23 protein-coding genes are annotated in these 21,354 nt (G+C 65.1%); 13 read left to right on the forward strand and 10 right to left on the reverse strand.

Going from position 1 to position 21,354, the window contains the following annotated elements; all coding sequences use genetic code 11:
- Positions 1 to 9: 9 nt before the first annotated feature.
- Genes CH292_RS14790 through CH292_RS14800 form a run of 3 tightly spaced genes read left to right on the forward strand, consistent with a single transcriptional unit; the run spans position 10 to position 2,442 of the window.
- A complete protein-coding gene (locus CH292_RS14790) occupies positions 10 to 243 on the forward strand; it encodes an RNA-binding S4 domain-containing protein (protein ID WP_019667017.1) in 234 nt (77 codons plus the stop codon).
- Entirely contained in the window at positions 240 to 968 is a 729-nt protein-coding gene (locus CH292_RS14795) for a class I SAM-dependent methyltransferase (RefSeq protein ID WP_019667018.1), read from the forward strand. Before CH292_RS14790 ends, CH292_RS14795 begins: the two co-directional genes overlap by 4 nt.
- The gene (locus CH292_RS14800) at positions 961 to 2,442 is read left to right on the forward strand and encodes an FAD-dependent oxidoreductase (protein WP_037183451.1); all 1,482 of its coding nucleotides are present in this window, start codon (positions 961 to 963) and stop codon (positions 2,440 to 2,442) included. Before CH292_RS14795 ends, CH292_RS14800 begins: the two co-directional genes overlap by 8 nt.
- Before the next feature lie 7 nt (positions 2,443 to 2,449).
- Here the strand turns inward: CH292_RS14800 and CH292_RS14805 are convergent, their stop codons facing one another.
- On the reverse strand, positions 2,450 to 2,911 hold the full coding sequence (locus CH292_RS14805) for a DUF1990 family protein (RefSeq protein WP_080733885.1): 462 nt from the start codon (positions 2,909 to 2,911) through the stop codon (positions 2,450 to 2,452).
- A 6-nt stretch (positions 2,912 to 2,917) separates the two neighbouring features.
- Positions 2,918 to 3,922 carry a DUF5914 domain-containing protein gene (locus CH292_RS14810; protein WP_019667021.1) on the reverse strand — a complete coding sequence of 335 codons (1,005 nt, stop codon included), beginning with the start codon at positions 3,920 to 3,922 and terminating at the stop codon, positions 2,918 to 2,920.
- A 118-nt stretch (positions 3,923 to 4,040) separates the two neighbouring features.
- Between CH292_RS14810 and CH292_RS14815 the strand changes: the two genes are divergently transcribed.
- Positions 4,041 to 4,649 (forward strand): DJ-1/PfpI family protein, encoded by a 609-nt coding sequence (locus CH292_RS14815; protein WP_094655120.1) that lies wholly within the window; start codon positions 4,041 to 4,043, stop codon positions 4,647 to 4,649.
- Entirely contained in the window at positions 4,646 to 5,110 is a 465-nt protein-coding gene (locus tag CH292_RS14820) for a MarR family winged helix-turn-helix transcriptional regulator (protein WP_033189393.1), read from the forward strand. The genes CH292_RS14815 and CH292_RS14820 overlap by 4 nt, the downstream gene beginning before the upstream one ends.
- Here CH292_RS14820 and CH292_RS14825 read toward each other — a convergent pair.
- The 3 genes from CH292_RS14825 to CH292_RS14835 are packed head-to-tail and all read right to left on the reverse strand — an operon-like array spanning position 5,086 to position 6,556.
- Positions 5,086 to 5,568: an SRPBCC domain-containing protein gene (locus tag CH292_RS14825; protein ID WP_373454686.1), complete on the reverse strand. Its 483-nt coding sequence runs from the start codon at positions 5,566 to 5,568 to the stop codon at positions 5,086 to 5,088. The genes CH292_RS14820 and CH292_RS14825 overlap by 25 nt on opposite strands.
- Positions 5,569 to 5,579: 11 nt before the next feature.
- The gene (locus CH292_RS14830; RefSeq protein WP_094655122.1) at positions 5,580 to 5,891 is read right to left on the reverse strand and encodes an AzlD domain-containing protein; all 312 of its coding nucleotides are present in this window, start codon (positions 5,889 to 5,891) and stop codon (positions 5,580 to 5,582) included.
- Positions 5,888 to 6,556, reverse strand: a complete 669-nt coding sequence (locus CH292_RS14835) for an AzlC family ABC transporter permease (RefSeq protein ID WP_094655187.1) — start codon at positions 6,554 to 6,556, stop codon at positions 5,888 to 5,890. The genes CH292_RS14830 and CH292_RS14835 overlap by 4 nt, the downstream gene beginning before the upstream one ends.
- A 69-nt stretch (positions 6,557 to 6,625) precedes the next feature.
- Here CH292_RS14835 and CH292_RS14840 point away from each other — a divergent pair, with 69 nt between their 5' ends.
- A complete protein-coding gene (locus CH292_RS14840) occupies positions 6,626 to 7,174 on the forward strand; it encodes a helix-turn-helix domain-containing protein (RefSeq protein ID WP_094655123.1) in 549 nt (182 codons plus the stop codon).
- Positions 7,175 to 7,228: 54 nt separating this feature from the next.
- On the opposite strand, the gene CH292_RS14845 is transcribed toward CH292_RS14840, so the two are convergent.
- Entirely contained in the window at positions 7,229 to 8,599 is a 1,371-nt protein-coding gene (locus CH292_RS14845) for an MFS transporter (protein ID WP_094655124.1), read from the reverse strand.
- 178 nt (positions 8,600 to 8,777) lie between these two features.
- Between CH292_RS14845 and CH292_RS14850 the strand changes: the two genes are divergently transcribed.
- Positions 8,778 to 9,989: a CdaR family transcriptional regulator gene (locus CH292_RS14850; RefSeq protein ID WP_094626772.1), complete on the forward strand. Its 1,212-nt coding sequence runs from the start codon at positions 8,778 to 8,780 to the stop codon at positions 9,987 to 9,989.
- Here the strand turns inward: CH292_RS14850 and CH292_RS14855 are convergent.
- Entirely contained in the window at positions 9,976 to 11,058 is a 1,083-nt protein-coding gene (locus CH292_RS14855) for a zinc-binding dehydrogenase (protein ID WP_033189390.1), read from the reverse strand. The genes CH292_RS14850 and CH292_RS14855 overlap by 14 nt on opposite strands.
- Before the next feature lie 257 nt (positions 11,059 to 11,315).
- Between CH292_RS14855 and CH292_RS14865 the strand changes: the two genes are divergently transcribed.
- The 6 genes from CH292_RS14865 to CH292_RS14890 all read left to right on the forward strand — a co-directional run bounded on the left by CH292_RS14865 (position 11,316) and on the right by CH292_RS14890 (position 18,544).
- On the forward strand, positions 11,316 to 12,485 hold the full coding sequence (locus tag CH292_RS14865; RefSeq protein ID WP_019667031.1) for a thiolase domain-containing protein: 1,170 nt from the start codon (positions 11,316 to 11,318) through the stop codon (positions 12,483 to 12,485).
- Positions 12,482 to 14,071 carry an acyl-CoA synthetase gene (locus tag CH292_RS14870; protein WP_094655125.1) on the forward strand — a complete coding sequence of 530 codons (1,590 nt, stop codon included), beginning with the start codon at positions 12,482 to 12,484 and terminating at the stop codon, positions 14,069 to 14,071. The genes CH292_RS14865 and CH292_RS14870 overlap by 4 nt, the downstream gene beginning before the upstream one ends.
- Complete coding sequence (locus CH292_RS14875) at positions 14,068 to 14,949, forward strand: PCC domain-containing protein (protein ID WP_019667033.1); 882 nt, start codon at positions 14,068 to 14,070, stop codon at positions 14,947 to 14,949. The genes CH292_RS14870 and CH292_RS14875 overlap by 4 nt, the downstream gene beginning before the upstream one ends.
- The gene (locus tag CH292_RS14880; protein WP_020112308.1) at positions 14,946 to 15,728 is read left to right on the forward strand and encodes an SDR family NAD(P)-dependent oxidoreductase; all 783 of its coding nucleotides are present in this window, start codon (positions 14,946 to 14,948) and stop codon (positions 15,726 to 15,728) included. The genes CH292_RS14875 and CH292_RS14880 overlap by 4 nt, the downstream gene beginning before the upstream one ends.
- 2 nt (positions 15,729 to 15,730) lie before the next feature.
- A complete protein-coding gene (locus tag CH292_RS14885; protein ID WP_218830181.1) occupies positions 15,731 to 17,092 on the forward strand; it encodes an FAD-binding oxidoreductase in 1,362 nt (453 codons plus the stop codon).
- 204 nt (positions 17,093 to 17,296) lie between these two features.
- On the forward strand, positions 17,297 to 18,544 hold the full coding sequence (locus CH292_RS14890) for a reverse transcriptase family protein (RefSeq protein WP_256978144.1): 1,248 nt from the start codon (positions 17,297 to 17,299) through the stop codon (positions 18,542 to 18,544).
- A gap of 19 nt (positions 18,545 to 18,563) precedes the next feature.
- Here CH292_RS14890 and CH292_RS14895 read toward each other — a convergent pair whose 3' ends face one another.
- From CH292_RS14895 to CH292_RS14905, 3 genes are all read right to left on the reverse strand, one after another.
- Complete coding sequence (locus CH292_RS14895; protein ID WP_094655128.1) at positions 18,564 to 19,940, reverse strand: serine hydrolase; 1,377 nt, start codon at positions 19,938 to 19,940, stop codon at positions 18,564 to 18,566.
- Between the two features lie 74 nt (positions 19,941 to 20,014).
- A complete protein-coding gene (locus tag CH292_RS14900; RefSeq protein ID WP_051104983.1) occupies positions 20,015 to 20,197 on the reverse strand; it encodes a hypothetical protein in 183 nt (60 codons plus the stop codon).
- Between the two features lie 101 nt (positions 20,198 to 20,298).
- Entirely contained in the window at positions 20,299 to 21,261 is a 963-nt protein-coding gene (locus CH292_RS14905) for an aldo/keto reductase (protein WP_020112312.1), read from the reverse strand.
- Positions 21,262 to 21,354: the final 93 nt, after the last annotated feature.

A 21,354-nucleotide genomic window follows, 5' to 3' on the forward strand; every position in this document is an offset into this window, starting at 1 on the left:
GATGGGGGCATGGCTGATGCAGTGGACGTACCGATCAGAGACGAGTCGATTCGGCTCGGGCAATTCCTGAAGCTCGCGAACCTGATCGAATCCGGCGCCGAAGCGAAGAGCTTCATCGCCGACGGGGTGGTCAGCGTCAACGGTGAGGTGGATCTTCGTCGCGGCCGGCAGCTGCATCAGGGCGACATCGTCTCGATCGAGGGAGGCCCGTCTGCTCGGGTCGTCAACGGTGGTGGCTGGTGAGCGTAGGCCGACGGGGTCTGCCCCGTGACCAGGTACCCAGCGCGTTCGATCAGGACGCGAAATCGTACGACCGGCTCGTCGGAGCCAACCCCGGTTACCACGCGCATCTCGCGAAGTCGGCCGAGCGGCTGCGGCTTCCCGGGCTCGGCGCCGGTCTGCGTCTGCTCGACATAGGCTGCGGCACCGGTGCTTCCACAGCTGCGCTGCTGAAGGCCGCGCCTCATGCGGAGATCATCGCGGCCGATGCGTCGTCGGAGATGCTCGAGGTGGCTCGGAGCAAGCAGTGGCCATCGAACGTCACATTTGTTCACTCGCGGGTCGAGGACCTTGCCTCCCACGGCGTCGAAGGGCCCTTCGACGGGATTCTGGCGGCGTATCTGGTTCGGAACGTGGGTGATCCGGACGCCGTTCTCGGGTCGTTGCTGTCCCTGCTGAAGCCAGGATCGTCCATTGCGTTCCACGAGTACTCGGTCAAGGAGTCGCTGCGCGCGAAGATCGTCTGGACGCTGGTCTGCTGGGCCATCATCATCCCGCTCGGGTACGCCGCGACCCGCGACTTCACGCTCTACCGCCACCTGTGGCGCAGTGTCACCAGTTTCGACGGTGTCTCGGAATTCGCTCGACGCATGCAGCACGCAGGGTTCACCTCGCTCGACACCGAAACGATGACGGGGTGGCAGAACGGCATCGTGCACACCTTCCTGGGGGCGCGGCCACGTGATTGACAAGAAGAGCGTTCTGCATCCAGCGGCGCCGGGGTACGCGTCGGCGTCGTCGTTGGCGTCGGTTCCGCGCGTCGCGGTGGTCGGCGGCGGTATCGCCGGACTGTCGGCGGCAGCTGCTCTGGCGGAACGTGGTGTGTCCGTGGAGGTCTTCGAGAAGGAGAACTTCCTCGGCGGCCGCGTCGGCGGATGGTCCACCACGTTGGACGACGGTTCGACGGCCACCATGAGCAGAGGCTTCCACGCGTTCTTCCGGCAGTACTACAACCTCCGCAATGTGTTGAAGCGCACCGATCCGGGTCTGCAGCGCCTGCATGCCGTCGAGGACTACCCGCTGATCGACGCGGACGGCCGAATCGACGGATTCAAAGGCCTGCCGTCGACGCCGGGGTTGAACGCCGTCGCCTTCGTCGGGAAGAGTCCGACGTTCCGGTGGCGGGACCTCAAGGCGCTGAACGGTATTGCCGCGCTGCCGCTCATGACCGTGAGCGTTCCCGGGACGTACGAGCAGCTCGACGAGGTCCCGGCAGCAGAATTCCTGCGACGCATCAACTTCCCCGAGGCTGCACGGCACCTGGCCTTCGGAGTGTTCTCGCGGAGCTTCTTCGCCGATCCCGAGGAGATGTCGGCCGCCGAGCTGGCGATGATGTTTCACCTGTACTTCCTCGGCTCGTCCGAGGGGCTCGTGTTCGACGTGCCTACCGGCCCGTACCCGCAGACTCTGTGGGAACCGTTGGGCGAGTACCTGCGTGGGCTCGGAGTCGGTTTCCGGATGGGCACGTCGGTGTCGTCGATCGAACGCGGATTCTCCGTCGACGGCGAGAAGTTCGACGGTGTCGTCCTGGCTGCCGACATCAAGGGGCTGCAGAGTCTCGTCGGCTCACTCGGCACCGACGAATGGCGCGAGGATGTCGCGGCGTTGCAGAACACTCCGCCCTTCCTCGTACACCGAGTCTGGCTCGACAAGCCGGTCGACGCAGACCGTCCACCGTTCATCGGCACCGGTGGAATGCCGCCCATCGACAACATCAGCGTCCTCGAACGATTCGAGGACGAAGCAGCGGAGTGGGCCTCCCGCACCGGCGGATCCGTCGTCGAGTTGCACGCCTACGCAGCAACCGAATCCGAGGACGTCACGCGCGAACAGTTGATGGCGCGGATGCACGAGATCTATCCGGAAACCCGGGATGCCACCGTGATCGCGGCTCGGTCGGAATGGCGCAACGACTGTCCGTTGTTCGGCCTGGGTGATTTCGCCCGGAGGCCGACGGTGCGTACGCCCGAACCTGGACTCGTGCTGGCCGGCGACGGAATCCGCATCGACCTGCCGGTCGCCCTCATGGAACGCGCCGCAACCACCGGTCTGCACGCCGCCAACACCCTGCTGCAGAGCTGGGGCCTCGCCGGGCACGACATCTGGACCGTCCCGACCCGCGGGCGATACCGAGTTTTCGACAAAATCGCGCGCGTCGTCTGAGCGACGCTCAACGGCGAAGCGCCGCGACGTAGCGATCGGTGATCCGCTGCTGCGCCCAACGACCCACCGGACCGGCCAGCTGCGCGTACCAGGTCCCGGGCCGGGAGAAGGCTGTGATCACGACGTAGACATCGCCGGCGTCGAACTCGACCAGGAAAGACTCTTCGCCGCATTCGGGGTGGCCGCCCAAGGTGCCGTAGGCGAAGCCGATGCGGTCGGGCTCGTCCACAACGTAGACGACCTCACACCTGAACCCCGTGACCATCGACACCGTCGACCCGACTTCCACCCGACCACGAGACGGCCGCACCCGAGGCAACGACTGCCGGTGCATCTCCCAGGTCATCAGCGTGTCAGCTGCAGCGTCGAAGGCGGTGCGTCCCGAGCCGATCAGTTCACGTCGACGGACGTGGTGATAGCCGTCGGGCAGGATCCCGGAACGCGTGGCGCCGACCTCGTCGTAGTTCAGTCTTCGTCAGAGCCCCTTCGACCGGAGCATGTAGCGACGCTCTGCGTAATCGAGGTCGTCTTTCCACAGCCTGGCGGCTGTCCAGCCCATCGGCGGACGCAACAACGGCGCCACTCGTCGGGCAATCCGGAAGCCCTTGCGGTCGGAACTGGCGACGGTGGCTTCGATGACGGCGGTGCGGGGCTTGCCGTCGGGGCCGGGGCCAATCGGGGTCGCGTGGGTTTCGACGACGCTGCCGGCGCCCTCGCCGTCGACGATGCGCATGACGATGGTGCGTGGGCCCGGGCAGACGAATTCGGCTGTCACCGGGACGCCGACGCCGCGGCTGACGCGGAAGGTGACGTCGACGAGGAAGCGGTCGTCCTCGTCGGGGACGTCGATGTCGGTGGGGGCGTCGAGTACGCGGAGCCGGGCGAACGAGTACGGGTGGAACCACGCACCGTGCCACGGGTCGAGTCGGTTGGCGACGACGTCGTCGGGCTCGCAGATGCCGGTCAGGGTGATCACGGCGTCGACGCTCGTGGCGGCGGGCGGCCGGACGGGTACGAGGGGCGCATCCGTGGGTTCTTCACCGCCGAGGTCGTCGAGGCGAACCCAGACGAGGATGCCGTCGTCGAAGGCAGGGAAGGGGCGCCAGCCGGGGCGTCCCTTCGGTCCGAGTGGCATGCCGTGCCAGAGGCAGATGAGGGTGTCGCACTCGATCTTCGCCTTGTCGAGCGGCGCACCGAGGTGCGGGCAGGATCCGGGTGCGATGTGGATGCCGCGGTTCTCGTCGCGCCAGGCCACCAGCTCCATTCCGCCGACTGTCCTGCCGAAAGGTTCCTTGGTCCCGACATCGCGGCTCGCGGCGAAGACGAACCAGTTACCCGACGGCCGGGTCTTGGCTCGCTTCAACGCCGATTCGATGACTTGGGGATTGGCACCCTTCCACGTGGGCTCTTGTTTTGCCCATGATTCGGAGGGAAGCGGCTGCAGCGGGAGGCTCTTGGGCCAGCGAGCGCGGACGACCATGACTCCAGTATGCCCGTGTGTAGTTGCGTGTACCCGGATTCGGCGTCGCGTGGCCTGCATTGACAGTGTGCTGTCGTGATCGTAGATTGACAGGACACTGTCAATCACGGAGGTAGTCATGGCGAAGAACATCGTTCTCTACGCGACCGACACGATGGCGGACTGGGAGTACTCGTATCTGGTCGCCGGCATTGCCATGGCCAACGAGCAAGGCGACGAGCGCTACCGCCTGCGGGTCCTGTCCGACGGCGGCGGACAGGTCACCAGCCTCGGCGGAATCAAGATCCTGCCCGACGGCGACCTCGCGGATCTCGACACGGCGGATGTCGCGGCGTTGATTCTTCCCGGCGGTGCCACGTGGGGTGAAGGACACGACAAGGTTCTGGGCCTGGCCGTGGACTTGCTGGACCGCGGCGTCACCGTCGGCGGCATCTGCGGTGCGACGCTGGGGCTCGCACGGTTCGGCGTGTTGAACTCCCGGCCGCACACGAGCAATGCTCCGGAATTCCTCACGGCAGCACAGCAGTACACCGGCACCGATCGGTACCGCGACGAGCGCACCGTCGCCGACGGCACTCTGATCACTGCTCCGGGAACGGCGCCGCTCGAGTTCGCCAAGGCTGTGTTCGAAGCGTTGGAACTGTTCCCGCAGAGCATCATCGACGCCTGGTACGGGCTCTACACGACCGGCGAGAAGAGGTACTACGAGCAGTTGGCCGGGGCATGACCAGAACTCCCGCCGGTGATGCGTTGACGTCCATCGTGCTTCCCGCCTTCGAGCTGAACGGTGAATTCCTCGCTGCTGCACAGGACATCGCAGCACCCGCAGGTCTGACGCCTGCCTGGTGGCAGGTATTGGGCGCGACCCTCGACGAACCTCTCGCCGTAGCCGAGATCGCCCGTCGCGTCGGCCTGGGGTTGGCACGCCAGAGTGTGCAACGCACCGCGGACATCCTCGTCGACAAGGGATGGGCGGAATACGTCGACAATCCCCGGCATCGACGGGCGAAGCTGCTGCAGCCGACCGAGCGCGGGCGCGAGACGGTGGCCACGTTGCGAGACGATCAGCATGCCTGGGCGGACGCCGTCGGCGAGGAGGTCGGCGCCGACGAGATCGCGCGCGTCGCCGACGGCATCGCCAGGATCATCGCTGCCTCGCGGCGCTACCGGGGAGTGAGCGACTCGTAGTACCCCTTCTGGGCGGGGTAGTACTCCTCGAATGTCGGTAGCTCGGCGCCTGTCCGTGATGCGATCAGCAGGTCGAGGTAGTACTCCCAGCCGGGCCCGATCTCACCGACTCCGTCGGTGCTCTCGCGATGGTGAATGAGTGTGACGGTGGTGATCGGACCATCCCCGGTCAGCACGAGTTCGAGCGCCCATCCGTCGGTGGTGGAGACCGCAAGTCGCCGCGGCGGCTCGCAGGCGTCGATGTTCATCTCCATCCACGGCTCGCCGTCTTCGAACACCATCTGGACGCGGATTCGATTGTCCGCGAGCCGTTCCCACGGTCCGAACCACAGGGCGGTCCGATCGCAATCGGTGGCGCTGTTCCACACGTCGTCGCGGCTTGACGTGATCTCGCGGGTGATCTCCACGTCGACGCCCGATGCGGTGGCGCGGAGGAGGCCGGTGGGGGTGGGATTCATGGCGCCCATTATCACGCAACTCCGAACCATCGGAGCGCCGCAGTTGCAGCGGCGGCTGCCACGACGATCGTCACGAACGGTGCATTGCGCCAGGCTAGAACGGCGGCGACGAGCACACCGGCCGGGCAGGCGAACCCGGCGAACCCGTAGTCCACGATCAGTGCGGACGTCGCGATCAACGCCACGAAGATGACGGCCACAGCGACGGACACCAGTCGCTCGACGCGGGGCGAGATAGTCGTTCGGCTGCGAAGGTACGGTCCAACGAGCCGAAACGCCAGGGTTCCCGCCGCGAGCCCGACCATGGGAAGCACGTAGTTCATGCCGTTGCTTTCGTTGCCACGAACGCGGGCACCACCGCTGCCAGGGCAAGCAACACCGGCAGGCCCGGCGGCAGAATCAACGCCGCGGCTACGGCGATCACCGCGCCGAGCAGAGCGGTGTTCCTCGTGAGTGGATCGCGGAGTGCTGGAGCAACGAGCGCGATGAGCACCGCCGGAAACGCTGCGTCCAGTCCGAGAGCAGCGGTGTCGGTGATCCTGCCACCGAGAAATGCCCCACCCAGCACGCCGATGTTCCACGCGACGAACAGGCCGACGCCGCACAACCAGAACGTGGATCGTCGACGCTGGGGGTCGGGCTCGGCGGCCGCGAACGCCACGCTTTCGTCGGTCACGAGGTGCGCCCCCAGGATCTTGTGAGGCCAGGACACTTCGCCCAACGAATCTCCGACGGAGTACCCGAGCGGGATCAGCCGCGCGTTCACCAGTAGTGCGCCGGCCATCGCGGCGAGCGGATTTCCCCCTGCTGCGAGCACTCCGACGACGATGAACTGAGCCGCACCCGCGAAGACCAGCACCGACATCGCTATAGGAACCCAGATGGGAAGGCCTGCGCCGACGGCGATGGCGCCGAACGACGCACCGACGAGGCCGTCGGCGAGGCAGACGAGGCCGATGTCACGGCGGGTTCGCCAGATCGAACGCATGGACAGAATAATGAACCCCATGTGCTGTGTTCGTCAAGATGGACGCTCGTACCGATAGAATGAACAACCATGTCCGCTCCGATCGCCGCCATCGCCGCGTCCCTGCACCGCGAACGAACGAGGATGGGACTGTCGCTGGCCGAGCTGGCCCGACGCGCAGGAGTAGCCAAGTCGACCCTGTCCCAGCTCGAATCAGGAATAGGTAACCCCAGCGTCGAAACACTGTGGGCGCTGAGCGTGGCACTGAACGTCCCGTTCGCTCGGTTGGTCGAGCCGGTGAAACCACGCGTGCAGCTGATCCGAGCAGGAGAGGGGCCGAAGTTCTCCTCCGACACAGCCGACTACGTAGCGACGCTGCTCGCCTCCTGCCCACCGAACGCACGCCGCGACATCTATCTCGTCAGCGCACAGATCGGCGAGCCTCGGAGGTCCGACCCGCACTCACCCGGCGTCGTCGAACACGTGATCCTGTCCGCCGGCCGAGCACTCGTGGGGCCCACCGACGAGCCCGTCGAGCTCCACCCGGGTGACTACATCAGCTACCCCGGCGACGCGCCCCACATCTTCGAAGCACTGAACGCCGACACCTCAGCAGTCCTGGTGTCCGAGCACGTGTAAATAGAGAGCCGGCCGTCACAGCGTCTGCGACGGCCGGCACATGGGGGCTCGGGATCAGCCGACGGCCGTCTCCGATTCGTCGTGCTTCTGCATTGTGCTGTCCACCAGACGCCTACGTACGACGAACAGCAGGGCGACGGACATTGCCATGAAGCCGCCGACGACCCACAGTCCCGCCTTCGAACTTCCGGTCGTGTCGAGGAGCCACCCGGTCATGTACGGGGCGGCCAGCCCTGCGGAAGCGCCGATGGTGTTCACCAGAGCGATGCCCGCGGCAGCTCCGGCGCCGGTCAGGAAGGTGGTCGGCAGGTACCAGAAGATCGGGAGGGCAGAGAAGATACCGACGGCGGTGATCGTGATGACGACCATCGTCAGGAACGGCGAATTCATGTACATGGCTACCGGAACGCTGACTGTCGCAAGCGCGGTCGGTGCGATGAGGTGCCACATGCGTTCGCGCAGTCGGTCGGAGCGACGAGTCCACAGAATCATCGATACCGAGGCAATCAGGAACGGAACAGCGACGATCAAGCCGTTCTCGGCGATGGAGAACGTCGTGTCGAACTGCTGCGCGAATCCAGCCACGATCGTGGGCAGGAAGAAGCTGATGGCGAACAGACCGTAGCCGATGCCGAAGTACGTCAGTCCGAGAAGCCAGACTGTCGAGTTGCGCAGAGATTCGCGTACCGAGACGTGGCCGGTGGTGGCTGTCTGCGACTGTTCCATCTCGATACGGCGGTCCAGCCAGTTGCGCTCGTCCGCGGTCAACCATTTGGCGTCCCGCGGGCGATCGGTGAGGTAGAACCACGCGGCGATGCCGAGCAGTACCGTCGGGATGCCCTCGACGAGGAACATCACGCGCCAACCCTCAAGTCCGAACAGACCGTGCCAGTACTGGATGATCGCGCCGGAAATCGGAGCGCCCAGCGCGCTCGACAGCGGCAGGGCGACCATGAACACACCGACCAGTCGAACTCGAACTGCACGCGGGAACCAGAACGTCAGGTAGAGCATGATGCCGGGGAAGAAGCCGGCCTCGGCGATACCGAGGGCGACGCGAGCGATGTTGAGCCAGGTCGCATTGGGAACGAACGCCATGAGGGCCGCGATCAGACCCCACGAGACGAGGATGCGAGCGATCCAACGCCTGGCGCCGAACTTGTGCAGTGCCAAGTTGCTCGGAACCTCGAGGAGTATGTAGCCGACGAAGAAAAGACCGCTGGCCAAGCCGTACATCGTCTCGGTAAGGCCGAGGTCCTCGCTCATCGTCAGCTTCGCGAACGAGATGTTCGTACGGTCGATGTAGTTGAGGAAGTACGCGAGTCCGAGGAACGGGATCAGCCGCAGCGCAACCTTGCGCATGACGCGGTTGGCCATCTGATTCTCCGGCACCGACTCGTCGGGTAGGTGGGTGCGTGACGCCATTGCATCGCTCCAGTCTCGTTCTACGAAGCCCGTCGAATTGTGGCGGGCTCACACACCTTGCTCCCATAGTGACCTGTGTCACGACCGTTGCGTGACGAAGCTCGAGGGATCAGTTTCCTCTATTTGTCGAACCCTGGCACTCGGGGTTCGACGAAGTCGTGAGGGCTACGCTTTGCCCATGTCGCGAGACGCCGTTCAAGCAGTCGTCGACCGGTTCGCCGACGAGCTCGGCAGGTCGGTCGTGGTGAACGACCCGGAAGTCCGGATGTTGTTCGCGAGCCGCCACTTCGGCGACGAGGACCCCGTCCGAATCCGCGCGATGCTGAATCGGGACGCCGGGAGCGAGGCCATCGGGTTTCTACTGTCCAGCGGGATTGCCCAGTGGACTCGGCCAGGCCACGTCCCAGGGTCGGAGGCGCTCGGTCTGCACGCCCGTGTGGGAGTTCCGATTCGCTGGCGGGGTGAGATGCTCGGAATGATTCTGGTGATGGACGCCGGCAGCACCATCACCGACGAGGACCTCGGGCGCATTGCTGAGGTGGCTGCTGAAATCGCACCGCTGATGGTCGGTGATCGCACGCCCGAGGACTCGGCGCGCTCGGAAGCTCTCGTTGCTGATCTGCTCGGAACGGACGAGGCAGCCAGGGATGTGGCACTCGCCGAATCGACCGTCGCGGCCGGGTCTGTGCGGGTCGTCGCAATTTCGCTACGTAACGTCAAAGATGCCGAACTGACGGCGATCGCCCTTCGTCACGCCCTGGTAGCCGCGCGTTCTCGAAGCCGTGGTGACGCGCTGCACAGCGTTGTCGGTGAGGTCGGCTACTTGGTGTACCTCTCGACGGCCGCGCGAGATCTGGAGACCGTTCTCGCCGAGACCAAGACGATGGCGCGCGACGCCGGGGACGTGGCGGGCAAGGGGGCGACGGTCCACGCTGGGGTCGGGGCTCCCGCTTCAGGACTGTCCGCAGCCTGGATTTCGGCGCGTCAGGCCGGACTGGCGGCGACGGTCGCGCGACGCATCGGTGACGATCACGTCGTTGCATGGGAACGTGCAGGGGTCCTGGGAGTGCTCGCGAGGATTCCGTTCCCCGAACTCGACATCACAGCTGTACCGGACGAGCTGCGCCGTCTCGCAGAAGTCGATCGCTCGGGCCGGCTGATCGAGACGCTGCGCGCGTTTCTCGATCATGCGGGGTCCGGTCCGGGTGCGGCGGAGGCGCTGTTCATCCACCGCACGACGTTGTACTACCGTCTCGACCGGATCCGCGAGGCAGTCGGTGTCGACTTGGACGACGGAACAGTCAGGTTGCACCTACACCTCGGGTTGCGGGTGGCGGACTTGATGCGGGCCGAGGGAATCGACCCGTTCCCGGCGCTCACCGCGCGCTGAGTGCTCCTTCTGACAAGTGGCGGTGTGCCGGTACACCTTGCGGATAGAGAACCACCTTGCACGCGTTGCCAGTGAGCAATTCGATTGCGGTGTCCACCTCTTCGAGTTCCAGGCGGTGCGAGATCAGCGAGTCCAGATCGACTCCGCCAGAGGCGACCAACGCGGTCAGCTCGGTCCAGGAATCCCAGATACGGCGCCCGAAACTGCCTTTGAGAGTGAGGCCGCGGCTGATGAGATGGCGAGTGGCGCTGACCTCCAGCGCCCGGTTCGTCAACCCGATGCTCATCACGGTGCCTTCTCGACGAGTCACCTCCAGTGCGGTCTCCAAGGCAGGCATTGCTCCTGAGCACTCGAGGACGAGGTCGACGCCCCCTGCCGCCCCGGTCAGATCCCGCACCCGATCGACGAGACCTTCGCCCGAGTTCACGAGTGTTGCGCCCAAGGACTCGGCCATCGCACCGCGGTGAGGATTGGGCTCGACCACCAACACCTCGGCGCCCTTCGCTCGCGCGATCTGAAGTGCGGCGAGCCCGATCGGCCCGGCTCCGCTGACCAGTACGTGCGCGCCGTCGAGGCTCATCCCACTGCGTTGGACGGCATGCATGGCACTGCCCGCGGGCTCGAGAAGTGCCGCCGCTTCGAGGCTCAGCTCGTCCGGTAGACGAAAGCAGGTCGACGCGGGCAGCACGACCTGTTCAGCGAACGCACCGTCGATCGTCAGACCCAGAAGGTCCATGCGGAGGCAGTTGTGCGCGTTTCCGCGAACACACTGGAAGCACTCCAAACACGCGACGTGAGTTTCGACGGCCACTCGGTCGCCGACCCTGAAACGTTGGACATCGGGAGCAACCTCGACGACGGTGCCTGCGCATTCGTGGCCGGTGACGACGGGTAGACGAAGACCGAGATCTCTGACGGCTGGACCGTAGTCGAATGTTTCTCGGTCGGTACCGCATACCGATACCGCCCCCACCTCGATCCGTACCTGCCCTCGGCCGAGTTCGGGCTCGGGGTGGTCGGTCACCAGGTCGAAGCCTGGTGCAGGTTCGGTCTTGAGCACTGCGCGCACGTCATACCCCTCGTCGTGAATCGGTGTGGGCTCAGTGTGGGCGTGACGCCGATCACGGGGCATCGAGCGCGGAGTGAGGAATCGGGGCGCCGTTTCCTCCCGCTGTAGAAACGGCGAAATTCGACAACGGGAGGAATTCGGTGCTCGGCCTCTCGTCCGGCGGCGGTGCACCTGGCTCCGATTCGCGACGAACATGACAGGCATCGAGGACGTGACCTGCCTCACGCTCCGTACGCACCGCAACGAGAGGTTCCACCGTGACTGCACCGCACATCATCGGTTGGGCGCATACGCGCTTCGGAAAGAGTGAAAGTCCGGACGTCGAATCGCTGATCGCCGAGGTGTCCCTAGCCGCCATCCAGGACGCCGGTCTCGACGACGCGGATGTGGACATCGTCACGGTCGGAGTCTTCAACAACGGCTTCTCGCGTCAGGGATTCGAAGGCGCACTGGTCGGGGCAGGCCAACCCCGTCTCGCTCTCGTGCCGTCCACCCATGTCGAAAATGCTTGTGCAACGGGGTCTTCGGCCCTGTACACGGCACTCGACAGCCTCCAGGCCGGTCGCGGACGGGTGGCACTTGTCGTCGGCGCGGAGAAGATGACCGCCACCGCGAACGACACCGTCAACGACATCCTGCTGTCCGGTTCGCACCGGGCCACCGAGGAGCAAGCGGGCAGCTTCGCCGGAGTGTTCGCGGGCCTGGCCGACCAGTACGCCGACCGCTACGACGATCCGCGTGATGCAATGGCGCGGATCGCGGCCAAGAACCACCGCAACGGCGTCGACAACCCGTATGCGCACCTGCGACGCGACCTGGGATACGAGTTCTGCTCCACCGAGTCGTCCAAGAATCCAGCCGTGGTCGGACGACTACGACGCACCGACTGCTCGCTCGTCAGCGACGGCGCAGCGGCAATGATCGTGGCACTCCCAGAGGTGGCTTCCGCTGCCCGGCGGTCGGTGCGCATCATCGGCCGTGCGCATGCCAACGATCATCTGGCCATCGCACGGCGAGCGGATGCGCTGGCATTCGACGGCGCGGCGCGGGCGTTTCGCGGTGCACTGCTCGACGCGGGTGTCACTCTCGACGACCTGGATCTGTTGGAGACGCACGACTGCTTCACCATCGCCGAGCTTCTCCAATACGAGGCGTTCGGGTTAGCTGCACCGGGCAAGGGCGCCGAGGTGTTGGCCGAGGGCCGTACCGAACGCGACGGGATACTGCCGGTCAATCGATCCGGCGGGCTGAAGGCGAAAGGCCACCCGCTCGGCGCCACCGGCGTGTCGCAGCACGTCATGGCAGCGATGCAATTGGTCGGAGAAGCAGGCGACATGCAGTTGCCGTCACCGCAGCGCGCAGCGGTCTTCAACATGGGCGGCGCAGCCGTCGCCAACTACGCAACAGTATTGGAGACGGTCGGATGAGATCCCTACGTAGAGCAGCGAACCTGGCCGAAGTCCTCCGTCAGACCGCGCGACGGTTGCCGGACGGCATCGCCCTTGTCCACGGAGACGTCCGCTGGACGTGGCACGACCTGGATCGGCGTGTCGACTCATTGGCCGCTGAACTGGAGCGCCGAGGCGTCGGCAAGGGCGACGTCGTCATGCTCGACAGCCCGAACCATCCCGAGTTCGTCCAAGCGATGTATGCGACGTGGCGAATCGGAGCTGTTCTCGCGCCGGTCAATTCGCGCCTACACGACGACGATGTCGCGGTCATCGCCGGGGTCTGTCGTCCCAGTGCAATCGTCGCCCACAGCTCGACAGCATCACATGTCGACGCCGTGCGTGCGTGTGGTGGGCTGAGCGCGGGTGTGTTGTGGATCGAGGGTAGCAACGCCGATGCGGTTGCAGCCGTCGACGAATCGACGCCAGCCGCGCCAGTGGCAACCTACGAGGGCGAACCGGCTTGGTACTTCTTCACTTCGGGTACCAGCGGGACACCGAAGGCCGCGATCCTCACGCATGATCAGCTGGGCTTCGTCGTCAACAATCATCTGGCCGACTTGATGCCCACCACAGATCGTCACTGCGTCTCCCTGGTCGTGGCACCGCTCTCCCACGGTGCGGGTGTACACATGCTGCCGCAGGTGGCCCGCGGTGCGGCGACGGTGCTACCTCCGTCGGGGAGTCTCGTGCCCGCGGAGGTGTGGGGCCTCGTCGAGTCCGAACGAGTGACCAACATGTTCACCGTGCCGACGATCCTGAAGGTGCTCGTCGATCATCCGTCGGTGCACCAGCACGACCACTCGTCGTTGCGACACGTCATCTACGCGGGCGCGCCGATGTACGCACCCGATCAGAAGAAAGCTCGGGAGACCCTGGGAGAGGTTCTCGTGCAGTACTACGGGCTCGCCGAGGTGACGGGGAACATCACCGTACTGCCCAGTGCCGAACACGGTCGCCCAGTGCCGGAGGGGCTTTCGGCAGGAACGTGCGGCTATCCACGGACGGGGATGCTGGTGAGTGTGCAGGACGAGACGGGCTCAGAACTTGGACCAGGAGAAATCGGCGAGCTGTGCGTCGCCGGGCCCGCAGTGTTCGCCGGCTACCTCGACAACGACAAGGCGAACGCAGAGGCGTTCCGCGACGGATGGTTCCGCACGGGCGATCTGGGTGTCGTCGACGAAGACGGTTTCGTGTACGTCACCGGCCGATCCTCCGACATGTACATCTCGGGCGGTTCCAATATCCACCCGCGGGATATCGAGGAGAAGATCCTGACGCACGACGCGGTCGACGAAGTTGCAGTCCTCGGTGTGCCGGACCCCAAATGGGGTGAAGTCGGCGTCGCGATCTGCGTGCTGCGAGAGGGTGCAGATCTCACCGCCGACCAGCTCTCCGACTGGCTCGGCGAGCGTATGGCCCGGTACAAACTCCCACGTCACATCTTGTTCCGTGATTCTCTCCCGAAGTCGGGTTACGGCAAGATCGTCAAGCGCACCATTCGAGACGAGCTCGCCGCGCAGGGGTGGGGGCCGTACTCGCAGACGTTGGTGAGCGCGTCGTGACCACCTCGACTGTCCTTGCACCCCTGGTCCACCCAGGTCCCGTTGCCGACCACCGGCTCGAATCCGTGTCCAGCGCAGTACTCGTGAAGCGGGCATCGCTTCCGCCGGGAAGCAGGCTCGTCGACGCCATCGACGGCGAACTGGCCGAACTCGGTGTCGATTCTGCGCAGGTGGAGATACTCGGTGGACCGCTCGCACGGGTGTCCTACTGCGTCCCTGCTCTGTGTACCGACGGCTCTCGCGCGGCGTGGTACAGCGACACGATCGAGGCGACTGCGCCTGCCACCATCGTCGCAGGAAGCGCAACCGTCGGTCGCCGCGAGGGCGAGCGTTTCATGCACTGCCACGCCGCCTGGTACGACGCTCACGGTTCGCTGCGAGGTGGCCACTTGTGGCCGGACACGGTTGTAGGTGCGACTCCTGTCGAGGTGGTGATACGCGGATTCGCCTCCTGCGAGCTACGCAGCAAGCAAGACGACGAAACACTCATGCCGGTGTTCACGCCGTCAGCTGGTGACGGTTCGAGTACCGGGTCGGCGCGAGCGGTGATGACCCGCGTCCGCCCGGGAGTCGAGATTCACGATGCTGTACGAGAAGTGATGTCTCGAAACGGGTTCCGCCGCGCATCGGTCCGCGGCAGCCTCGGAAGTCTGGTCGGTGCGACCCTGCGGCGCGATGACGACATCGCCGTGGCGCCCGGCCCGGCCACCGAGGTGACGATGTCGGGTCATGTCGTCTGCGAGGGTGGCCGGCTCGTGGAGGTTCACCTCCCCACCTTCGTCGTCGACCGCTACGGGAAGGTTCACATGGGCGAGCTTGTCGAGGACGGAAATCTTGTCGCCGTGACGTTCGAGCTGTTGTTGGAAGAGCTCTTGTGAGCGGGCGGTTGGAAGGCAAGATCGCGCTGGTGTTCGGCGCAGGATCCAGTGGTGCCGCGGTCAGCAACGGTCGCGCCGCCGCGCTGACCTACGCGCGCGAAGGGGCCCTGGTGGCGGCGATCGATCGCAATGGCGACGAGGCCGAGCTGACAGCCGAGGAGATCGTCGGCGAGGGCGGAATCGCGGTCGCCTTGGTCGCTGATGTCACCGACGAAGAGCAGGTCCAAGAGGCAGTCGCGCTGGCCACCGACAGATTCGGGCCGCCGGATGTGCTGCACAACAACGTCGGAGCGGCCACCGTCGGCGATATCACCGAGATGGACCGAGGCAGCTGGGACACGGCGATGGCGGTGAACGCGACGGGTGTTTTCCTCACCTGCAAACACACGCTTCCCGCGATGCTCGCGCGCAGGAGCGGATCTGTCGTGAACGTCTCGTCCACCGCGGGCATGCGGTACACCGGTTTCGACTACCCGAGCTACAGTGCGTCGAAGGGCGCGGTGAATCAGTTGACGGTTGCGCTGGCGCTGCAGTACGCGGCGCAAGGAATCCGGGTCAACGCGGTAGTGCCGGGACTGATCGACACCCCGCTCGTGTCGAGTCAGTTGGTCACCGATCCCGAGGTGTTGGCGGCGCGCCACGCGAGTAGTCCCACCGGACGCATGGGAACTCCGTGGGACGTCGCGAACGCTGCGGCGTTCCTCGCATCGGACGATGCGGCGTACATCAACGGGGTGTGCTTGCCCGTCGACGGTGGATTGGCGATGAGGGTTCTGTGACCATGCTCGTGCAGTCGATGATCGACACGTTGCCCGCGGACATCGTCGTCGACGACCCGGACATCGTCGCGGCGTACGCCCGTGATCAATCCAAGTTCACCGACGGCGGAATGCCCTTCGCCGTTCTGGTTCCGCGTACCACCGCCGAAGTCTCGGTGTGCATGGCCGCCGCGCATCGACACCGTGTCGCAGTGGTCCCACGTGGAGCAGGAAGCGGCCTGAGCGGGGCAGCGAACGCCACTGCGGGATCGGTAGTGCTGAGTCTGCATCGGATGAACACCATCCGTGAGATCGACGTAGCCAATCGACTGGCAGTGATCGAACCGGGAGTGATCACAGCAGACCTCCGTGCACGTGTCTCCGAAGCCGGATTGTTCTATCCCCCCGACCCCGGCAGCGTGGAGTTCAGCACGGTGGGGGGAAACGTCGCTACGAACGCCGGCGGAATGTGCTGCGTCAAATACGGAGTGACGGGTGACTTCGTACTGGGTCTCGAGGTGGTGCTGGCGGACGGCCGTGTGTTGCGCACAGGAAGAAGGACCGTGAAAGGTGTTGCCGGGTACGACCTCACGCATCTCCTGGTCGGGTCGGAAGGCACCCTCGGTGTCATCACCGAGATCACCGTCGAACTACTTGCTGCACCTCGCCCGGCGCAGACTCTGGTGGCATCGTTCCCGACGCTGGACGGCGCAGGTCGTGCGGTCGCGGAGATCACGTCGTCGGATCGCACGCCGTCGATGCTCGAAATCCTGGATCGCACCACTGTTCTCGCGGTGGACCGAATGTCGAAGATGGGTATCGAGCCGGGAACGGCTGCATTGTTGCTTGTCCAAAGCGACGACGTCGACGCCGAGGTTGTGCTCGCCTCGATCGATTCGATGTGCTCGCAGCACGGTGCGGTGGACGTGGTGGTCAGTGCGGACCAGGGGGAGGCCGCTTTGTTGTTGGAGGCGCGCAGGTTGGCCCTTCCAGCGCTCGAGCTCCTCGGCGACTGGCTCCTCGACGATGTGGCAGTTCCGCGTTCACGTGTCACCGATCTGATTGCCTCCATCGAGACGATCGCAGAGGAGGCCGGTCTGACGATCGGTGTTTTCGGCCACGCAGGTGACGGCAACCTGCATCCGACGATCATCTACGACGATGCCGACGCCGACAGCCGCGCGGCGGCGATGTCGGCGTTCGACGCGATCACACGACGCGCGCTCGAGCTGGGTGGCACTATCACCGGTGAACACGGTGTCGGGAGGCTCAAGACCGGGTGGCTGACAATCGAGCACGACGAGACGTCGATGGCGGTGCAGCGGTCGGTGAAGGACGCCCTGGATCCTTCCGGAATTCTCAACCCCGGAGCGGTATTGCGATAGCTCTTCATCTGGCACAGTGGAGATCATGCAGCGGTGCACGGGCGAGAGTCGGTCCGCTGGGCCGATCTCAGGGGTAACCCCTGGGCGAGACAGAAGAACTGGTCACTGCGTCCGACGCCGGTCCGCACGCTCCGCGTGCTCGGCGGCGCCGAGTACACAAGATTCAGGTCGCCCGGCGCCGCTGCATGTACACCGGGTGCCTCGATGAGCCGTCAGTTCAGCCCGCAGATGGCGGCGTGGCTCGCGTCGCTCGCTGCGGATGCTCTGTGGACGCGTAGTGGTCTGGAAGAGGCGTTCCTGGCGATTCTGGGTGAGAAGGCGCCGCGTCTGGCGGATCGTCTGATCGACCTGTCGCCGGTCGCGCCGTACGATCCGGAATCGCTCCGCGGACTCATCACCGGACTCCCACTGCTACCCGAGCCTGCTACCGTCGAACCATCGCGTCGCACAGATGGTTTCAAGCCGTGGTTGTTCGACGTCCCTCGGTACGCGAGTACCGGAGACCTGGCGGAATCGCTCGATCTGACGATCAGCGAAATCGAGTGGTTCATCGACGCACAGTCCCGGCTCCGGACGGCCGCGACGCCGCTTCGGCATTACCGCGTCACGCCCGTACCCAAGCGAGTCGGATTCCGAATTCTCGAAATACCCAAACCGCGGTTGCGTGAAATCCAGCGAAAGATACTGCGACGCATACTCGACAACGTTCCAGCTCACAGTGCAGCGCACGGATTCGCCACAGGTCGAAGCCCACGCACGTTCGGAATTCCACATGCGGGGCACACCGTCGTGATCTCGGTGGATCTGAAGGACTACTTTCCCTCGATCGGAATCGAGCGTGTCGTCGCGGTGTTCGATGCGCTCGGCTACCCGAAATCCGTGGCATGGAGCCTCGCCTACCTCTGTACGACGGCAACGCCCGCGGAACAGCTCGGCGGATTCCCCTACGCCACTGCATCGTTGCTGCGCACACGCCACCTGCCGCAAGGCGCGCCGACGTCCCCTGCGCTTGCCAACCTGGTCTCGCGGCGGCTCGACATTCGGCTGACCGCGCTGGCGAAGTCCCTGGGCGCGAGGTACACCCGGTACGCCGACGACCTGGCATTCTCCGGTGACATCGACGCGGACAAGATCATCTGGAGCGCGAGCAAGATCATCGCCGACGAAGGATTCGCGGTCCATCCGTACAAGACCCGCGTGCGTCGTGCACACAAGCGCCAGCAGCTCACCGGCCTGGTGGTGAACGACTGGCCGTCGGTGCCGCGGAAAGAGTACGACGCACTGCGCGCAATCCTGCACAACTGCGCCGTCACGGGGCCGGATCCGCAGAACCTGTCCGCGATCCCCGATTTCCGTGCGCACCTCTACGGGCGGATCGCACGAATCGGCGCGACGAGCGCAGTGAGGCGTCGGAAACTGCTCGAGTTGGCGGAACGAATCGACTGGGAGTGACCGCTGCGCTCTCGTCCCGTCAACCGCCGGTGCGTCGAGGCGTCTCCGGCGACACGGGCAGGCATGCGAACACCAGGCAACCAGGTGGGGCGTCGGACAGTGGCGGCGCTACCGGCCCGGTCGGAACGGCGGCGTCAGGGCCGAGCCCGAGAGTGCCGAGGAGAATGTCGGGGTCGAAGAAGCTGCTGACGTCGATGTCGCGGTTGAACGTCGGCTCGTAGGGGATCGACGGAAGGTCCTCGTCGGGCAGCGCTTCCCCGAGTGCACGAAAGAAGTTGGTGTAGAGCTCGCTGTTGGTGCTGGCGCTCAGAATGGTCGACAGGTCCGGAGAGACGTCACCGAGGACCCCGTTCCAGGTCACCTGGATGCCCAGGCTCGGAATGATGAAGTTGTTCTGCTGCAGGAAGCCCACCATGGCATAGGCGTCGTCGGGCATGCCTGCGAGCATCGGTGTGTTCAGCGTCTGTTGCGACGGGAAACTCGGACCGATGCACGGAGTGTTGTTCAGCCAGAACAAGTATCCGTAACACTGGTTGGCTTCTGACGGAGTCCGCAACTGCCGGATGTACTCACTGCCGATGATGCGCCGTCCGTTCCACGCGCCGTCGTTCGCCATGAGCATGCCCAGCCGTGCGAAATCGTTGGGCGGCAGGAACATCAGTGCAAAACCGTACGTGTGGCCCGTGCGATCGCGAGCCCAGTAGTAATCCTGCGGAGCAATGCCGATGGGATCGAACAGCTCTCGCTGCGCGAACGCCTGAAGATCCTCACCGACGGCATTCTCGACCACGTAGGCGAGCAGGTCAGGGCCTAGCTGTGAGTACTGGAACCGGCCCGGCTGCGAGATCGGCAGTGTCAGCGCCTGCGCTGGTGCGTCGACGCCGAATCCGAGGCCAGGAACGATGCCCTCGGCGATTATCCCTTGATCCATACCCGAACTCTGGGTGAGCAGCGCACGTACGGTGATTGCGCGGTGTGCGTCGTCGCCCTCGCCGGCGGGGAGGTACCGACCGATGGGTGAGTCCACGTCCAGCCGCCCCTGAGTGACAGCGACGCCGGCGAGCATCGAGACGATGCTCTTGGTCGAGCTCCACAGATGCCAGGGGGTGTTGCCGGTGACGTCGTTGAGCGGACCCGATCCGACGAGGCAGTTGTTTCTGAAGATCTGGATGTTCGTTCGCAACCTCGACGACGCGAAGTCGACCGCCCGCTGCACCGCGGCCGCATCCATGCCGACCTCCGCTGCCGAGGCACGCTCGAAACCATCGGCCGCGGCCTCGGGCGCAGAGCACGACCGTTTATCCGGCGGCGCTGCCTGACCCGGAACGGTCGTGCCGATTGCAAGCAGTGCCGTCGACACCGTCGTGACCAGTAGAAGTCGGAAGGCACGTCGCACCGAAACCCCCTGTGAGCCGAATCACTGTCGATCAGGTCTAGCACACAGCGCACGCGCGTACGGGCAGGATCGGCTTACGACGCCTCGGCCAGTTCGATCACGCCGACGCACTGGCATCCGCCGGTGATCTCCTCGCAGTCCAGCACCAGGAAATGACGGACGTACTCCATGTCCACGCAGTCCGGCTCCGTGCACTCGGCGTCGCCGACTGCGTGGATGACGAGCGTTCCTTCACAACGATCTTCGACGGTTCGCATCGACACTCCCTTCTCTTGCACGTCTTGGCCTGTAGCTCCATTGGTATCACCGGAGTCCGACAAGTTCGGGAGAAGGAAGGCGTGTTCGACGCCCGGAGCGATCAGTAACGCGCCCCCGCCGGGTCCGGGAGGTCGTCGAGAGTCTGCAGCTGAGAGGGGGTCAGGCGTACCGACGCGGCGCCTGCGTTCTCGTCCAGGCGTGACGAGCGCCGCGTACCGGGAATGGGGACGACGTGCTCACCCTGCGCCAGTACCCACGCCAGAGCAACCTGCGCAGGGGTGGCTCCCACCTCGTGACCGACGGCTGCGACGGCGTCGACGATGACGAGGTTCGCATCCAGGTTCTCCTGCTTGAACCTGGGTAGTTGTGCACGGAAGTCGTCTGCGGCAGGGGCCGTTCCACGGAAATTTCCGGTGAGAAAACCGCGACCGAGGGGTGAGAACGGGACGAAGGCGGCGCCGTTTCGTTCGGTCCACGCCAGCGACGTCGCGAGATGATCCCGCGTCCACAACGACAGTTCCGACTGCACCGCTGAAATGGGATGTACCGACTGCGCCCGATCCAGCTGTTCGACGGTGAACTCCGAAACGCCCAGTGCGCGAACCTTGCCGGCCTGCACCATTTCCGACATCGCGCCGATGCTGTCCTCGACGGGCACCGCCGGATCGGGGCGATGCAGGTAATAGAGGTCCACGTGGTCAACCCCGAGTCGCCTGAGCGAGTCGTCGATGGCCGAACGGAGGTGGTCCGGGTGACCGTTGGGGCCCGAAATGACCGGTTCCCCAGCGTCGCCGACGTGTGATTCGAGCCCGCCTTTGGTTGCCAGGGTCACCTCGTCGCGACGGGAGCCGATGGCTGCACCCACTACTTCCTCGTTGGTGAACGGTCCGTAGACGTCGGCGGTGTCGATGAAGTTCACCCCGAGATCGAGTGCGTGGCCGATGACGCGGTCGGGACTCTCGGAGTGCTCGTCCGCTTTGTATGCCCAGGTCATACCCATGCAGCCGAGGCCGATTGCGCCGACGCTCGGGCCGTTCTTCCACAGTGTTCGGGTGGGGACCATGACTACAGACCCTACGCCCGATATTCGGTGTCGCCCGTGCTGCGGCTGCCGATACCATCGCCGCATGGCTACTCCTCACGGCAAAGTGTTCTT

The sequence above is a fragment of the Rhodococcus sp. 14-2470-1a genome (assembly GCF_002259425.1).
In the GTDB taxonomy this organism is placed as follows: Bacteria; Actinomycetota; Actinomycetes; order Mycobacteriales; family Mycobacteriaceae; genus Rhodococcoides; species Rhodococcoides fascians_E.

Excerpts from the sequence above, each read along its gene's own strand:
- CH292_RS14790 (WP_019667017.1), top strand. The coding sequence starts at position 10 with ATGGCTGATGCAGTGGACGTACCGATCAGAGACGAGTCGATTCGGCTC.
- CH292_RS14810 (WP_019667021.1), bottom strand. The coding sequence starts at position 3,922 with ATGGTCGTCCGCGCTCGCTGGCCCAAGAGCCTCCCGCTGCAGCCGCTT.
- CH292_RS14815 (WP_094655120.1), top strand. The coding sequence starts at position 4,041 with ATGGCGAAGAACATCGTTCTCTACGCGACCGACACGATGGCGGACTGG.
- CH292_RS14820 (WP_033189393.1), top strand. The coding sequence starts at position 4,646 with ATGACCAGAACTCCCGCCGGTGATGCGTTGACGTCCATCGTGCTTCCC.
- CH292_RS14825 (WP_373454686.1), bottom strand. The coding sequence starts at position 5,568 with ATGAATCCCACCCCCACCGGCCTCCTCCGCGCCACCGCATCGGGCGTC.
- CH292_RS14830 (WP_094655122.1), bottom strand. The coding sequence starts at position 5,891 with ATGAACTACGTGCTTCCCATGGTCGGGCTCGCGGCGGGAACCCTGGCG.
- CH292_RS14835 (WP_094655187.1), bottom strand. The coding sequence starts at position 6,556 with ATGCGTTCGATCTGGCGAACCCGCCGTGACATCGGCCTCGTCTGCCTC.
- CH292_RS14840 (WP_094655123.1), top strand. The coding sequence starts at position 6,626 with ATGTCCGCTCCGATCGCCGCCATCGCCGCGTCCCTGCACCGCGAACGA.
- CH292_RS14845 (WP_094655124.1), bottom strand. The coding sequence starts at position 8,599 with ATGGCGTCACGCACCCACCTACCCGACGAGTCGGTGCCGGAGAATCAG.
- CH292_RS14850 (WP_094626772.1), top strand. The coding sequence starts at position 8,778 with ATGTCGCGAGACGCCGTTCAAGCAGTCGTCGACCGGTTCGCCGACGAG.
- CH292_RS14870 (WP_094655125.1), top strand. The coding sequence starts at position 12,482 with ATGAGATCCCTACGTAGAGCAGCGAACCTGGCCGAAGTCCTCCGTCAG.
- CH292_RS14885 (WP_218830181.1), top strand. The coding sequence starts at position 15,731 with ATGCTCGTGCAGTCGATGATCGACACGTTGCCCGCGGACATCGTCGTC.
- CH292_RS14890 (WP_256978144.1), top strand. The coding sequence starts at position 17,297 with ATGAGCCGTCAGTTCAGCCCGCAGATGGCGGCGTGGCTCGCGTCGCTC.
- CH292_RS14900 (WP_051104983.1), bottom strand. The coding sequence starts at position 20,197 with ATGCGAACCGTCGAAGATCGTTGTGAAGGAACGCTCGTCATCCACGCA.
- CH292_RS14905 (WP_020112312.1), bottom strand. The coding sequence starts at position 21,261 with ATGGTCCCCACCCGAACACTGTGGAAGAACGGCCCGAGCGTCGGCGCA.